Genomic DNA, 15,807 nt, shown 5'->3' on the forward strand with positions numbered 1-15,807 from the left:
GACGAAAACTTATGAATAAAGCAGGATAAGGCGTTAAAAACTTTTTCTAACACCCCTTTTGACAACAAGGAGACTTATTGGGGCCAGACTCATTTATCTTATTTTTTCTAATTTTGGCCATGAAAATTGTTGTTTTAACCAAAAACAGGTGTGATTACCAAGGTTTTTTGAACAGATTTGATTAAACTTCGGAAAGGATAATACCATTAAAAATTTAATAAATTTTTATATTTGCGATGGATCAATGATAGACACTAAAATGGGTTTTAATCTTGAAGAGTGGTATGCTCATAAACTTCAGGGAGATGTTATTCTGAAATATGCAGGAAGTATTTCCCCTGAAATGATTACCCATGCTTTAGAGTCTGTTGAAAAAAATCCTCAGCTTAAAGACGAAAGACTACAGACACGTAAGAAGGTCTACAATGTTTTCGTAGAATGCATGCAAAACCTCTATCATCATGTTGATGCACCACCAGCCGGCCTCTCGGCAGGTGGGTCTCCCAATTTTGGAATAGTTATTTTGGTACACGACGGGTCTTTTTACCGGGTTACAACCGGTAATTTTATTTTGCGTTCCAAAGTCAATTTTATCAAAGACCGCATTGAGCAGCTTAATTCGCTCTCTGATCAGGAGGTGCGTTTGCTGTATCGTGATATTCTTGGAAATGAAGCGCTCTCCGAAAAAGGAGGTGGCGGTCTCGGAATGTTGGATATTGTCAGGAAAACAGGCAATAAACTAGAATATTTTTTGTATCCTTACGATGGAGAACATGTGTTTTTTTCATTAGATGTCTATATAAGTTAAAAAGATATAATTGCCATTATGGAAACAATTATTCGCGAAGACACACCAAAAACTCCCTATGTCAGGTTGGATGGAGAAAAGGGGTTTGTCGAGATCAAAGGGCGCTCGATTCCCGAAAATTCTGTTGAGTTTTATAAGCCGCTTATTGACTGGATCGATGAATACGGGAATTCTCCAAAAGATAGCACGGTATTTAATATTCAGCTTGAATATTTTAATACCTCTTCATCTAAGTGCATCCTTGATATTTTTAAAAAGCTGGAATTATTGTTCAAAAAGGGCTATAAGGTTCAGGTGAATTGGTATTACGAGGAAGACGATGAAGACATGTTTGAGGCTGGTGAAGATTACCAGTCGATTATCAATTTACCATTCAAAATGATTGAAATGGAAGAGTGATCATTCCGGTATATTAATGAAACGAGTGCTGTTTGCCCGGAACGTGGTTCATTCCCCAATAACTTCAACTAATTTTGTTCTAAAGAATGTATTAACAGAGTTCCACAGGAATAACTTTCCTGTGGTTTTATTTTTAATCTCATAATAAGCTGGTAAGTGTATGAACCATCAAATCATTGTTCTACCAGGGGCTTTTTAACTCTTAAATGATTCTTTCCCTTTGATAACAGCTTCTTTAAAGTTTTGTTATACAGCAGAATAAACAGTATAAAGTTCATGGCCCACAGAACGATTAAATCAATCCGGTACGTTTCGATTTGAAGATTCCCGACTCTCTTGAATGGAGCAAGAAAATGAGCCTTGATGAATTTATGTTTTGGCTCTTTATAGACAGGATCAAATTTCTGGACGAAGCGGTTATTGTGTCGGATTATTCTCCTGGAGAAAAAATCGTCTGTACCTCTTACAAATCTTTCAAGACCTTCGTTGTGGTAGTGATTCCTGAGTTGGGTCAGATAAAACCGACCAGATTCGGGGTGCTCCCGCATCAGGGCACGTCGATGTTCTTCATGGCGTCTGTCGGCCTCATTGTATAGTCCTATGTAAAAATTTTTTATTCTTTCCAGATGTTGACTCGCTTTTTCTGACTTTTCTTTTTGGGGAGTGTATTTGAATGTTCGAATATCTTCAAATTCTGGTCTGGAGGGCAATTTTTCTGCTATTTTGCTGAATTCATTATTAATCAGTGCCACATTGTTTTTCAAAACCTGGCTATCACTTGTTGACGCCGTCTTCATCAGTTCTGCCTTCATAGCCGGATACCAGTAATCTTTTCTGTAAGTAGCATTGCTTTTCAGCTTTTCGTAAAGAAAAAACTCTTTCATGTAGTTATTGTTCTTAAATTGATTCACAGCCAGGGCTTCGAAAGACCAGCGGGCAGTAATTAATTCGCCATACCACGGTATGTCTGATACCGACGAGAAATTGGGGTTGAGGCGGTCGTAGGAGACAAAAACGCCGCTCAGGATCAGCTGTGGAATGATCAGGAATGGAATTAAAATGTAAATGTTAACGGTCTTTTTAAGTGTGTCGGATATAATGAGTCCGAGGAGGTTAGCAAAAACCGCAGATGTAAAAAGTATGATCCAATAATCTAAAAACATATCTTTTATCTGAAGAATGCTGTTTCCTATCCAGACAAATAAGGCCACCTGAATAGCTGATAAGATGGCCAGGATTCCGACTTTTGATAACAAATAGCTGAACCGGCTCAAATTAAGGAATGCCTCGCGCCTTAATATTTTTTTGTCGTTGATAATTTCTTCGGCACTTACGGTCAGTCCCACAAAAATGGCTATTATTACAGCAATAATAATGTATGTAATAATGTTTGGATTGTTATAAAAATAGTATTGATTACTGCTGTTTTCTCCTGCCTGAAAATAATATAGCAATCCTGCAAGTACCAAAGCAAGTGCGGGCATTTCTAAAAGATTGATAAATATGTATTGGAGGTTGGCCAGCTTGGATTTCAAATCTCTTGTGAAAAATATTTTTAATTGCCCTAATCTGTCGGGTATTTGAAAATTTATCTCGGGCAGAGGCAATCTCTTCTCCTCCCTTTTTCTTGTCGAAGGGTGTACTTTTTTAAAGGTATCAAACCATTCGTCGGGGGCAATTTTCCTTACAGGTGTTGGCGCACCATATTCATCCAGAACATGTGAGTTAACTATATTTAGAATCTGTTCGGGATTGACATTTCCGCATACAGGGCATTCACTCTCATCACGGTTAGCATGGTTGATGCACGACTTAAAGTAGTTGATGGCACCTACCGGATCACCATGGTATATTAAGTAACCACCTGTGTCAAGCACCAGCAACTGGTTGAACATTTTGAATATTTCTGATGATGGCTGGTGGATTACTACAAATATTAGTTTCCCTTTTACTGCAAGATCTTTCAGAAGGTCCATTATGTTTTCAGAGTCGCGGGATGACAGGCCTGAAGTCGGCTCATCAAGAAAAAGGACAGAAGGTTCCCTTATCAGTTCCAGTGCTATGTTAAGTCGCTTTCTTTGTCCGCCGCTTATTTTCTTATTCAACGGAGAACCAACTTTCATATTTCTGATTTCGTACAATCCGAGCGACCCTAAAAGATGATCTACTTTTTCTTTTATTTCATGGCTGTTCAGGTGATCGAAACAGAGTTTGGTACTATAGAACAAATTCTGATACACGGTAAGGTCTTCAATCAAAAGGTCGTCCTGCGATACATATCCGATGAGTCCTTTGAGCTTTTCGGGGAATAAATGCAGGTCAATTCCATTAAGTAATATTTCACCCGATGAGGGTAGATAAATGCCTGTGAGCACATTTATCAGGGTGCTTTTTCCGGCACCTGAATCTCCCATAATGCCTACGAGCTGACCGGAATGGCTGGTGAAGCTCATTGGATGCAAACCCGCTTCACGTCTCTTGTTGAAACTGAAGGAAATATCTCTTACATCAAAAACAATGGGTGTTTTGTTGGCACTGTAATTAAAATGGGTGGCAATATCGCTGAAAGTGACAGGTGTTCCATGCATGTATCGTATCGATCCGCCGGGACGTAAAAATTGTATCCGGTGGGGGATCAGAACCTGCCCGTTTATAGTAAGCTCGGTGCTTTCGTTCGATTTAACCAGAAAAAGAGATACCGATCTGATGTTGAGAACATAAATTTCAGTGTTTAAAAATTCCCTGAAGATATATCTCTCTTCCTGCCGTCTTTCTCTGCTGCCCCCGATTATTAATATGTCTTTGTTTTTTTGGGGAACCAGATTTGCTATGAAATTTTTGATGGCTTCATACTCTTCTGCCTGAATATTGAAGGTTTCGGCAACAGTGTCGGCAAATTCATTTTCCATTTCAGAAACACCGCCTTCTCCCGAATTTAAAAACTCGAGAAGCTGAATGATAACAATGGTTTTCTGATAATGGGTCAGCTCTTCATTTATGGCGGTGGCTATTCGGAGTACTCTTACCGAGCTGGCGGCATATAGTTTGGGTATGCGTGTTTTTTCTTTAAGTTTCTGCCTGTAAGTTTGCCGATGTTGGTCGAACAGAACCAGGTATTCCTCAATGAGCTGATTATTAAGGTGGAGCGAAAGATAATTTCGCACAACTTTACGACGGGAGGCGGCATCCTGATCGGGCGCAGCCACCAGGGCAAATAATTGCATCAATGCTTTTAAAATACCTTCACTCATGCGGTATTTTCAATGTTTGAGGTTTTTCTGAAAATTATTAGTGTCTTGTTTCGACCGCTGATTGTCAAAATTTTTTGTTGTTGATATTTTTTTCAGAAAAATCCACAGATTGTGCAATAAAACAGACAATTGACTCATATCTGGTTTATTCAGTTAAAAGGCAGATGGTCTAAGATTTTTAAATCCGATAAGGAGCACTGCCATGCCCGAGCTTCCGCTTCCCGGCATCAGACCTGCTTCAATCTTGCATTCCATGTTACCCTCCATTTTGAAATCCCAGCACGATGAGTAATCATACTGGGTGGTGGAAAACAATAAATTATTATTGGTATCATAGATTGAGAACCAAATTTTTTTATTTGTAGGTGAGCAGGTAGCAATCCGGTAGATATTACCTTCGAACAGAGTGGCTCTGAATTCGGCTACTTCCGTACCGGTAAGAAGCGCTTTCATAGGTTGACTGTTGTAAATAAATCCATTGTCGATTTGTTCCATACAGTCGGCGTAGATGTCCTTTTGGTTCGATGGCTGGCTGAACGCCAATGCGAACATGCCGGCGGTCACAACAAAAAGTAAAAATGGTATGGTTTTTCCGGATATCATATCGCACTAATTCTTTGTTGAAAATTGGCCCTTATTTTTGTCTTTAGTCAAAGATATTCAAAAAAACAGAATATTTCGATAAATATCTAAAAAATAATCACTTTGTAGGTTTTTGAGATATCGAATGCCTGGTTGGAATAATGAACTTTTGATATTTAAAATGTTGATTGTGAGGTTTTTATTTTAGAAAATAAATTTTAGTAAAATACAGGTGATCCTGGTTGGTGAGGCACAAAATCTTTAAAATCTCGTGTTGTTTCGCCGGTGATCCGGAGGCTTAAAGGGAATTCTCCGGAGGGAACTCTGGGCATAATGGCCAGTCTTATCTGCAGAGTGTTGAAGACCAGGTTGTCGTTTCTTATGCGCAAGCCACCTCCAAAACTGAAATATGGTGTGTTATTAAACAGACTTTTCGAACTCTCTTTGAGAAAAGCAGTATCGAAAAATGTAAATGCTGCAAATTTGAATCCCAGCGGTTCTATGTTCGTAAAGAATACCTGCTCTGTCTTTAAAACTATTTTTTCTGTACCTTTTATTGATTCGCTGTAATCGAAACGATGCAAACCATTCACGTCTTCATCAAGAAACAAATACTCTCCGGGAAACCGTTTAAGCCCGTTTACATATTGGATTTCAAAGAAATTTCTGAGTTCGCTGTTTCTTACTTTTATCAGGGGGGTAATGTACTCTCCGACAAGTTTGAGATGTCCTTGTTCGGGGGAGCCGGCCCTGAAGAAGGAGCCTATGTCGGCACTGAGATAAACATAGCCTTTTGATGGGATAAGCGCTTTCCCCATAGAATGGTGAAAATTCAGGTAGTGACGGGTTGAGCCATCGTCCTGTTGATATCCGTAATTAAAAGAAGTAAGAAAACCATAGGGGACATCTTCTGTCCGCCCGAAAGAATAAATGAGATTGTTTTTATAGTAGCCTCTTTTCGAAAAAGAAAGACCTCCGAAATAAAACTTTCCGTCGGGAAGAAACTCATGATTCTCAGCCTGATCAAAAAGTTTTAAGTCGAGAAAGCGGGTTGTTATGTAAAAATTGGATCGCAACGGATGATTGTATTCTCCAAACAAAAATGAACGTCCAAGCCAGTAATTCTGTCTTCTGTAATCAAGAGGCGGCTCCCATTCAATAGAAGGATAATCATTTAGCCGGGGATTTACATAAGAACGGTTGACCGTAATACCACCGGCATATTTTATTTCAGGCAGCACAAAGTTCTTTTCCAGATTACCCGAAATAACTTGCAAATTTTTTATATGCGAATAGTCAAGCTCAAAGTTGATGTATTCGCCAAGGAAATTCTCTGTTTCGAATGTTTCTCTGAAACCCCAGTCCCTGTTATCGGTGGTTGGCGTTACAATAGTGTGCGACAAAGAGATACCGCGGCCAAAAAGGTTTTTGTTGATGAGCGATACCGAAGGTTGCTGGTTTTTCAGTCCTATGGATACAGCATGGGGATACCGGTCTTGTATGTATACACTAATATTTACCGAGTCATTGTTGCCAGCATAAGGCCAGACAACAATCTTAGCGTCGTTAATAAACGAAAGGGAACGCAACAGCCGTTCACTATCTGCAATGTCTGCCTCGCTAAGACTTTGTCCTGCCTCAAAAGTCAGAGTTTTTAAAACAATTTGCGGAACTGTTTCGAATCTTAGCTTATTACCTATTTTTACCTGCCATGAATCGGAAACTATTGTTGTATCGTTTACCGAACCACCGAGGGGGGGAATGTTTCTGATGTCGATATGGGCAATTCTTTTTCCTGAAAATTGAAGATTATTTTCATTTTGAGATGTTGTATTGATACTGTCTAAACTGCTTTTAACAAGCCATTCGTGTAACTTGCGCGAGAAAAAATTTTTTTCAGAATAATCCCTCAGTATTTCTTCCAGTTTTTTTCCTTCCGGAACTTTTTCTATCTCTAAGTTCCCGGGCTTTATCAGGCTGATAACCGTGTCATTTCTTATGATTATGGTCGTATCCGTTGTCTGGCCATTGCATAAAAAGGAAAAGTAAAGCAACAACATTACTACAAGACGTATCCTTTTTTCAGACCGTCTGCGAAAAATGTTAAGATGGCCGGTATATGCAATCATCTGTTGTCAAAGGTATATTACCAAAAATGCGATTGAAATCAGAACTCCTGCTATGGACAACCAGGCGCCCCTTCCACGGATTCCGTTTTTCCCTTTGAGGATAAAAAGACCCGTGATGGCAAGTATCATTAACGAAAGTGCAAAAATATCCGAAAACCAGGTCCAAAGTTTGCCGGGATTGTAATGTAAAAAGTTGACTTCATAAAAAACCGGTCTTTTTCGGATGATTTCAATATTTGCAATTCCTGTTGTTGTATCTACCGTAACCGAACTTCCTTCTTCCAGAAAAATTTTTATCCTTCCCGGAGAAGGAGAATAATGATTTTTATAATCTTGATTAACTCTGCATTGTTCAAGAATAGCCAGAACAGATGCCTGGTTGTTTTCATCAAAATTTTCTGGAAGGGATATCCTTTTCTCCTGAACTTCAATGGTATAGTTCGGATTCCAGTCGTCAATATGGTTCAGAGCTATTCCCGAAAGACCGTAAATGATAACCATGCCTGTAAAGAAATAGCCCAGATCACGGTGAATTACACGATTAATTTTGCGCCAGTTAAATTGCATAGTGATATTTTGTTATTTCCGGGTCGTTGCTAAAATACATATTTTTTGTCTGATACTATGCAGTGCGTTGCATTGTTGGAAATAAGTAATTCAGTCAGTAGTTTTTAGTCAATAGTCAGTTGCCGGAGCAGAGAGCAGAGGGGGTGGAGCATGGAGCAGAGAACAGGGGGTTGAACCCTTCCAGAGGGCGCTGAATCTGGAAGTGGTAGAAGGGTAGAAAGATAAAATGGCAGGAAGAATGAACCTTTTGAGTATATCGGGCTGAAAAAATGACATATTATGGCATTAAAAAACGGTCAATTTAGCAGTATGAAGTTTATGGCAGGAACCTTGAAGTAATACTTTAAACAAAAAAAAACGAATAACCATGAATCTAAACCAATTCACCATAAAAGCCCAGGAAGCAATCCAACAGGCCTTTCAAATTGCTACAGGTTATCAGCATCAGGCCATCGAAAACGGTCACTTGCTGAAGGGAATATTTGAGACCGAAGAAAACGTGACCCGTTTCCTGTTTAATAAAATGGGAGCCGGTCAGGTGTTACCGGTGTTGAATAAGATGATAGAGTCGTATCCCAAAGTAAGCGGAGGAGAGCCGTATCTAAGCCGTGATGCCAACGACAGCCTTCAGAAAGCCATTAACTTTGCCAGGGAAATGGGCGATCAGTTCACCAGCATCGAACACTTGCTGATGGGAATTTTGAAAAGCAGCGATCAGGTTTCTAAAATGCTTAAAGATGCCGGTGTTACTGAGAAAGGACTCAAACAGGCCATAGAAGAGTTGCGCAAGGGAAGTAAAGTTGATAGCCAGTCGGCCGAAGATACTTACAATGCTTTGGGACGATTTGCCATAGATTTGAACGAGATGGCCCGTACCGGCAAGCTGGATCCCGTGATTGGCCGTGACGATGAAATCAGAAGAATTCTACAGATACTGTCGCGCCGGACTAAAAACAACCCTATTTTAATCGGAGAGCCCGGAGTAGGTAAAACGGCTATTGCCGAAGGACTGGCGCACCGGATTATCAATGGTGATGTTCCTGAAAACCTGAAGAGTAAGCGTATTTTTTCGCTCGATATGGGAGCTCTTATTGCGGGAGCTAAATATAAAGGGGAGTTCGAAGAGCGTTTAAAGGCCGTAGTGAAAGAGGTGGTGAGCAGTGATGGCGAAATCATAATGTTCATTGATGAGATACATACTCTTGTGGGAGCCGGGAAAAGTGAAGGCGCTATGGATGCGGCAAATATTCTTAAACCTGCTCTTGCGCGGGGTGAATTAAGAGCCATTGGTGCTACCACTCTGGGTGAGTATCAGAAATATTTTGAGAAGGATAAGGCACTTGAGCGTCGTTTCCAGATTGTAATGGTCGACGAGCCTGATCTGGCTTCGGCGATATCCATCCTTCGCGGGCTGAAAGAACGTTACGAAACCCACCATAAAGTGCGGATACGCGATGAAGCCATCATTGCCGCAGCAGAGCTTTCGAAGCGGTATATTACCGACAGGTTCCTGCCTGACAAAGCCATTGATCTTATCGATGAGGCTGCATCGAAATTACGGATCGAAATGAATTCGGTACCGGAGGAAATTGACGAAATTGAACGCCGGATAAAGCAACTCGAGATTGAAAGAGAAGCTATTCGCCGCGAAGGTGACAAGAAAAAAGTAGAAGAGCTGAGTAAAACAATATCAGAGCTTAAAGGCGAAAGAGATTCCTTACGTGCTCGCTGGGAAGAAGAAAGAGATATTATTGACCGGATTCAGAAGAAGAAGGAACAGATAGAACAATATAAATTCGAAGCAGAAAGGGCTGAACGGGAAGGACTTTATGAAAAAGTTGCAGAGCTGCGTTACGGACGTATTAAAGAAGCCAACGAGGCTATTGAAAAACTGCAGAAAGAACTGGCCGAACGGCAGTCCGAAAACGCAATGATCAAAGAGGAAGTGGATGCTGAGGATGTAGCACAAATTGTGAGCCGGTGGACAGGTATTCCGGTAACACGTATGCTGCAGAGCGAACGTCAGAAGTTATTGAAACTTGAGGATGAGTTGCACAAACGGGTAATTGGACAGGACGAAGCCATTGCCGCGGTTTCGGATGCTGTGCGACGCAGCCGTGCCGGATTGCAGGATGCCAAACGACCTATTGGTTCGTTTATTTTCCTCGGAATGACAGGGGTTGGAAAAACCGAGCTTGCCAGAGCTTTGGCAGAGTTCCTGTTCGACGATGAAGACCTGATGACACGGATTGATATGTCTGAATACCAGGAACGGCATTCCGTCTCAAGACTGATTGGAGCGCCCCCCGGATATGTGGGTTATGAGGAAGGTGGACAGTTGACCGAAGCAGTCCGCCGGAAACCTTATTCCGTGGTGTTGCTCGATGAAATTGAGAAAGCCCATCCCGATGTTTTCAATATCCTGTTACAGGTACTTGATGACGGACGATTGACCGATAATAAAGGTCGGCATGCTGATTTTAAAAATACGATCATCATAATGACGTCTAACGTGGGGTCGCACCTTATTCAGAAAAACTACGAAGAAGCCGGGAAGGACGGGTTCACCGATGAGGTGGCCGAAAAGACCCGCAATGAAGTGATGTCGCTGTTGAAACAAACGATTCGGCCTGAGTTTCTGAACCGGATCGACGATATTATAATGTTCAGGCCTCTGACCAGGGACGAAATCAGGGAGATTGTTAAATTGCAGTTTACCCAGGTTGCTAAATTGTTAAAAACGCAGGGTGTTGAAATCAGTATCAGCGATAGAGCCGTTGATCATCTGGCCGATGTGGGATTTGACCCCCTTTTTGGAGCAAGACCCATCAAAAGGGCTATGCAAAGATTTGTCCTGAACGATCTGTCGAAGAAATTGCTGGCCGATGAGGTGGACAAAGAAAAGCCCATTTTGGTCGATTTTGATGGAGAAAACCTTGTATTCAGAAATTAAAATTAAACGGGTTGGAAATTTGACAAAGTGTAAGAGGTTGTAGTACCGGATTATGAAAGAAGAGGTTGTCTGAAAAGAAGAAAGAATGAATTCGAAACTTTAAAATTTACTGTCTGTTCATAAAGTACCATTTGCTGCGTTACGCTCGTCCGAAAATTACTCATTTACGATGAGTAAACTCTATATTTTCGGACTTTGCAAGCCTTGCAACTGGCACTTTCTGAACAGACACATATATTGTGAAAATATTTTTGTGAATTTATAGATATGCACTAATTAATGACATGCGGATGAGACAGATGAAACGGATTTTAGCGGATAATCTCCGCTTTAATCCGCCATATCCGCGTCATAAGTGTTGTATTTTGGTAATGTGTTTTCAAATAAAAGTCTGACAACTGATTATCCTTCGTAGAAGTCAAAAACCTTGTCAAGTTTCATTAACGATAATAAATCCATAACCTCTTTGTTCACGTTGGAGAGATAAAAATTACCGTTATTTTGGCGTGCAGTTTTTAAGGCAGAGATTAACACTCCTATTCCAGTACTGTCGATAAATTTTATTTTTTGAAGATTCAGAATAAAATTTACCTCCGTCTTGTTTAAATTACTGTTAAGCTGAGCTTTTACCTCCGGGGCAATTGTTGCATTCAGCCTGTCGGTATCTTCAAGAGTGCCAATTAGCATATTGTTTTGACGGGTTACTTTGAGTCGTGTATCCATTATTTCTTAATTTCTGATTTGAGTTCTTCTTCTGCTTTTTTAATGGTTGTATTGAATTTATCAATAATGGAAGCTACCGTTTCCGGTGAAGCATTGGCCTTAATCCAGTTCTGGCGTTCTTTGTCATACCCCTGAAGATTTTTTTCCAGTTGCTCTGCTTCCCGTTCTTCTATGGTTTCCGGATTGTCTTTGCTCCTGATGTCCTTGATATGTAGTTCCTTGGCGACCAGCTCCAGGTTTTTGAGGTCTCGGTTGCCAAGTTCTTCCATTCCCATCGAGATAACCGATGATTTTGCCTTATGTGCAATAGCTGCAACGTCGAGCCACCGTTTATCTTTAAAACTTTTTTCCAGTCCTTCTGTAAATTCCGGTATCTGGTCTAAGAAAATTGTGATTAGTTCCTCAATAATGTCTTTATCTCCCTGGGCAATGCTTTCAAGATAACTTAAATTGATACATTCATATTGGTTTGGCATAGTGCAAACGTTTTTTGACAGGCTTGAATGCCCAAATTTAATAAAAATAGAATGAGAAATACAATATGGCCTTGATGCTAATAACGTAAATTTACAAATAATTATCATTCTTTTCCTCTCTTTTTTTCATATAAATTTGCATTGATAGTTTATTCTTTGACGTTACATCCTGCCAAAGTTTTTGTTTTCCGGGCTATCCGGAGTAACTTTGCCAAAAATATTTTTCAAGATGCAAAAGACGCCTCTAAATGAAATTCACAAGCAATTAGGAGCCAAAATGGTGCCATTTGCCGGATTTGAAATGCCTGTTGAGTATACAGGTATTACAAATGAGCACATGGCTGTTCGGAAAGCAGCCGGAATGTTTGATGTTTCTCATATGGGAGAATTCTGGGTTAAAGGACCCGGAGCCTTTGATTTTGTTCAATACATCACCTCTAATAATGTTGCAGGACTACCTGTCGGAAAAGCTCAATATTCCTGTATGCCTAATAAAAACGGCGGAATTGTTGATGATCTGATCGTTTATCATTATGAAGAAGAAAAGTACATGCTGGTTGTTAACGCAGCAAACATTCAAAAAGACTGGGAATGGTGTAATGAAAACAATCGAGCCGGAGCCGAATTGGAGAATGCAAGCAACCGGATTTCTTTGATTGCGGTTCAGGGGCCCGTGGCGGTCGAAATTATGCAACCGCTGACCTCTGTCGATCTGGCATCAATCCCCTTCTATGCTTTTAAAGTAGGTGATTTTGCCGGAATTGAAAACGTCATTATTTCAAATACCGGATATACCGGTTCAGGCGGGTTCGAACTATATATTTATAATGAGGATGCGCCAAAAGTTTGGGAAGCACTGATGAATGAAGGTGCAGACAAAGGTATGCTGCCGGCAGGACTCGGTGCACGGGATACGCTTCGACTGGAAGCGGGACTTGCCTTATATGGCAATGATCTTAATGATTCCACGTCTCCTATTGAAGCCGGATTGGGTTGGATAACTAAGTTTGTGGATGGCAATGATTTTATTTCCAGGCCGATTCTTGAAAAGCAAAAGAAGGAGGGCGTTCAAAAGCGTCTGAAAGGTTTTGTTCTCGAGGACAGAGGGATACCCCGTAAAGATTATGAAATAGTGGATCGTTCAGGAAATATTATCGGAGAAGTAACTTCGGGAACCATGTCACCTATGTTAAAAAAGGGTATTGGTATGGGGTACCTGAAAAAAGGCTTTTGGGAAGTGGATACTGAGATTTTCATAAGAATACGAAATCGGGATTTGAAAGCCAGGGTGGTGAAAACTCCTTTTGTTAATCTGAAATAATTAGTGTCTGTCCATAAAGTACCATTTGCTGTGTTACACTCGCCGCCAAAATACTCATTTACGAAAAGTAAACTCCTTTTTTGGCGGCTTCGCAAGCCTTGCAACTGGCACTTTCTGAACAGACACTCAGATTGTAAAAATTATTTGCGAGTTTATAGACACGCACTAATTAGCAGATTAAGGCTGAGGCCGAAGTTTAGGTTAAGGCTGAGGTTGAGGTTGAGGTAGAGAGTGCACCACAGATTTCACAGATGAACACAGATTTTTCAATGACCAATTATCAATGACCAATTATCAATGACCAGTTATCAATTATCAATTAACCAATGAACCAATTAACCAATGAACCAATTGACGAATTCTTACAAGACAAGCGGCGGAGCCGAGCGAACAAGCACCCAGCAACCAGCACCCAGCACCCTGCACCCAGCAACCAGCACCCAGCACCCTGCACCCAGCAACCAATCAAATTGAGGTTAAGGACAAGGTTCAGCAATCAGGACTTAATACAAATTTAAAAAGAGTGCTCCGGACTAAAAGTTCCCTTTTAGGGATTTAGGGGTCCCCTGAACCCTCCACCCTAACAATTTAAAAATCTAATAATCTGTTAATCTCTTAATTAATGAAGCATAATCTGGAGGTTTGTTTTTCCCCTGCGTTGTACGAACTGTTTCATCATTCTGATGCAGTAGTGGTTGTCGTTGATATTTTAAGAGCAACTTCTGCTATTTGTACAGCCTTTATGAACGGAGCTCGGCATATTATTCCTGTCGGAAGTCTGGAAGAGGCGCGCGAGTGGAAGACTAAGGGACACCTGGTGGCTGCCGAACGTGATGGATTGGTTTTGGATTTTGCAGATTTCGGGAATTCACCTTTTAATTTCACTCCTGATCGCGTGCAACAGCACGATATTGTTTACAGCACGACCAATGGAACCAGTGCAATACATAAAGCTGCTCCAGCGCATGCAGTGGCCATTGGTTCGTATCTTAATTTATCGGCACTCTCGCAATGGTTACTCATGAAAGGGCGGGATGTAGTGATTCTTTGTGCTGCCTGGAAAAATAAATTCAGTCTTGAAGATTCACTTTTTGCAGGTGCTTTGTCCAAAAAATTGCTGGATTCAGGTGAATTTTCCACCATTTGCGATTCTGTGCATGCTTCGCTTGATCTTTGGAAATCAGCACAACCCGATGTCTATCGGTACATTTTAAAAGCTGCTCAAAAACAGCGTCTTGCTAAAAACGGTCTGGATGATGTTATTGAGTTTTGTCACATGCCTGACCAAACGAATATTGTGCCTGTTTTAAAAGGAAATTTGCTGGTGGGTGAAACTGTCGGGAAGATTTCCTATATTTGAACAAAACAGTCGTCAATGCCATTATTTTCGTTCATTATACCTGTATTTAACAGACCGCGGGAGATCGACGAATTGCTGGAATCATTCTCCCATCAGAAACTAAAAGATTTTGAGATCATAATAGTAGAGGACGGATCCACCCTGTCGTCACAGAGCATCGTTGACGACTGGGCTGAAGAGTTGCCCATCCGCTACATTCTTCAGGAGAATACCGGCCCTGGTCCTGCCCGAAATACAGGTGCTGCCGAGGCGATTGGTCAATGGCTGGTTTTTCTGGATTCGGATTGCCTGCTTCCTCCCGGTTATACTGAGAAGATTGCCTCTTCTGTTAAAGATGCTGATTTTGACTGCTTTGGCGGGCCGGATCGTCCGCATTCTGATTTTAATGCCATTCAAAAAGCCATCGGACATGCAATGAGTAGTGTGGTGACTACCGGCGGAATCAGGGGAGGTAAAGAAAAGGCCGACAAATTTTATCCGCGCAGCTTTAACCTGGGTGTCAGAAATGAAGTATTTCAGGCGATTAAAGGATTTACGAATATGCGTTTCGGAGAAGACCTGGATTTTAGTATGCGTCTGCTTGAGGCCGGCTACAAAACTGCGCTGCTAAGCGATGCCTGGATATGGCACAAGCGGCGTAATAATTTCCGCTCGTTTTTCAAACAGGTTTTTAATTCCGGTATTGCAAGAATTAATCTGGAAGAACGACACCCCGGTACTACCAAAATTGTACACATCCTTCCTTCATTTTTTGTCGTTGGTTTTTCACTCACCCTGCTTCTTTCCGCATTTTTTCCTTTTCTTCTTTTTTTCATATTGGTTCCGCTTTTGCTTTTTTTCTTCGATGCACTTTTCTCTCTCAAACAGCTAAAACCTGCTTTCCTTGCAGTTCCTGCTGCTTTTATACAGTTGTTAGGCTATGGTTTGGGATTTCTCAGTGCCTTTGTTAAAAGAAGACTTTTTAAGAGAAAGGAATACACCGCGTTTGAGAAAAATTTTTATGAGTAAACATTTTTCTCTATTCTGAGCGACTAAAATGAAATAGAATTAATGAAACGAGCATAGAGCTTTGATTTCTCTTTCGGCTGTGCTGCTTTGTTTACAAAGAAATCTGCTACAAAAGAACATGTATAAAAGCGCGAGTTGCATCCGACCCTATAAATAGTGCGTGTCTATAAACTCGCAAAAAATTTTTACAATATGTGTGTCTGTTCAGAAAGTGCCAGTTGCAAGGCTTG

At 40.9% G+C, this 15,807-nt stretch carries 12 protein-coding genes; 6 read left to right on the forward strand and 6 right to left on the reverse strand.

All coding sequences use genetic code 11. The annotated features are described in order from the left end of the window. The first annotated feature begins 244 nt into the window (after positions 1-244). Both OQ5_RS0107430 and OQ5_RS0107435 read left to right on the forward strand, forming a co-directional pair. Positions 245-808 (forward strand): SiaB family protein kinase, encoded by a 564-nt coding sequence (locus OQ5_RS0107430; RefSeq protein WP_016776880.1) that lies wholly within the window; start codon positions 245-247, stop codon positions 806-808. Positions 809-826: 18 nt separating this feature from the next. Continuing rightward, positions 827-1,207, forward strand: a complete 381-nt coding sequence (locus OQ5_RS0107435; RefSeq protein ID WP_016776881.1) for a DUF1987 domain-containing protein — start codon at positions 827-829, stop codon at positions 1,205-1,207. A 173-nt stretch (positions 1,208-1,380) separates the two neighbouring features. Here the strand turns inward: OQ5_RS0107435 and OQ5_RS0107440 are convergent, their stop codons facing one another. From OQ5_RS0107440 to OQ5_RS0107455, 4 genes are all read right to left on the reverse strand, one after another. Beyond that, the gene (locus OQ5_RS0107440) at positions 1,381-4,458 is read right to left on the reverse strand and encodes an ATP-binding cassette domain-containing protein (RefSeq protein WP_016776882.1); all 3,078 of its coding nucleotides are present in this window, start codon (positions 4,456-4,458) and stop codon (positions 1,381-1,383) included. Between the two features lie 153 nt (positions 4,459-4,611). Next, on the reverse strand, positions 4,612-5,061 hold the full coding sequence (locus OQ5_RS0107445) for a hypothetical protein (protein WP_016776883.1): 450 nt from the start codon (positions 5,059-5,061) through the stop codon (positions 4,612-4,614). A gap of 197 nt (positions 5,062-5,258) precedes the next feature. Next, positions 5,259-7,169 carry a hypothetical protein gene (locus OQ5_RS0107450; RefSeq protein WP_016776884.1) on the reverse strand — a complete coding sequence of 637 codons (1,911 nt, stop codon included), beginning with the start codon at positions 7,167-7,169 and terminating at the stop codon, positions 5,259-5,261. Positions 7,170-7,175: 6 nt separating this feature from the next. Further along, a complete protein-coding gene (locus OQ5_RS0107455; RefSeq protein ID WP_016776885.1) occupies positions 7,176-7,736 on the reverse strand; it encodes a PepSY-associated TM helix domain-containing protein in 561 nt (186 codons plus the stop codon). Between the two features lie 367 nt (positions 7,737-8,103). On the opposite strand from OQ5_RS0107455, the gene clpB reads away from it, so the two are divergent. Beyond that, positions 8,104-10,689: an ATP-dependent chaperone ClpB gene (gene clpB / locus OQ5_RS0107460; RefSeq protein WP_016776886.1), complete on the forward strand. Its 2,586-nt coding sequence runs from the start codon at positions 8,104-8,106 to the stop codon at positions 10,687-10,689. A gap of 402 nt (positions 10,690-11,091) precedes the next feature. Here clpB and OQ5_RS0107465 read toward each other — a convergent pair whose 3' ends face one another. Beyond that, entirely contained in the window at positions 11,092-11,412 is a 321-nt protein-coding gene (locus OQ5_RS0107465; RefSeq protein ID WP_016776887.1) for an STAS domain-containing protein, read from the reverse strand. Continuing rightward, positions 11,412-11,888: an Hpt domain-containing protein gene (locus OQ5_RS0107470; protein ID WP_016776888.1), complete on the reverse strand. Its 477-nt coding sequence runs from the start codon at positions 11,886-11,888 to the stop codon at positions 11,412-11,414. Before OQ5_RS0107470 ends, OQ5_RS0107465 begins: the two co-directional genes overlap by 1 nt. Before the next feature lie 229 nt (positions 11,889-12,117). On the opposite strand from OQ5_RS0107470, the gene gcvT reads away from it, so the two are divergent. The 3 genes from gcvT to OQ5_RS0107485 all read left to right on the forward strand — a co-directional run bounded on the left by gcvT (position 12,118) and on the right by OQ5_RS0107485 (position 15,577). Next, positions 12,118-13,209, forward strand: coding sequence for a glycine cleavage system aminomethyltransferase GcvT (gcvT, locus tag OQ5_RS0107475; protein WP_016776889.1), 1,092 nt, complete (start codon positions 12,118-12,120; stop codon positions 13,207-13,209). Between the two features lie 622 nt (positions 13,210-13,831). Continuing rightward, complete coding sequence (locus tag OQ5_RS0107480; RefSeq protein ID WP_016776890.1) at positions 13,832-14,569, forward strand: 2-phosphosulfolactate phosphatase; 738 nt, start codon at positions 13,832-13,834, stop codon at positions 14,567-14,569. A 15-nt stretch (positions 14,570-14,584) separates the two neighbouring features. Continuing rightward, a complete protein-coding gene (locus OQ5_RS0107485) occupies positions 14,585-15,577 on the forward strand; it encodes a glycosyltransferase (RefSeq protein WP_016776891.1) in 993 nt (330 codons plus the stop codon). Positions 15,578-15,807 lie beyond the last annotated feature (230 nt).

Source organism: Anaerophaga thermohalophila str. Valhall, assembly GCF_000250735.1.
GTDB lineage: Bacteria > Bacteroidota > Bacteroidia > Bacteroidales > Marinilabiliaceae > Anaerophaga > Anaerophaga thermohalophila_A.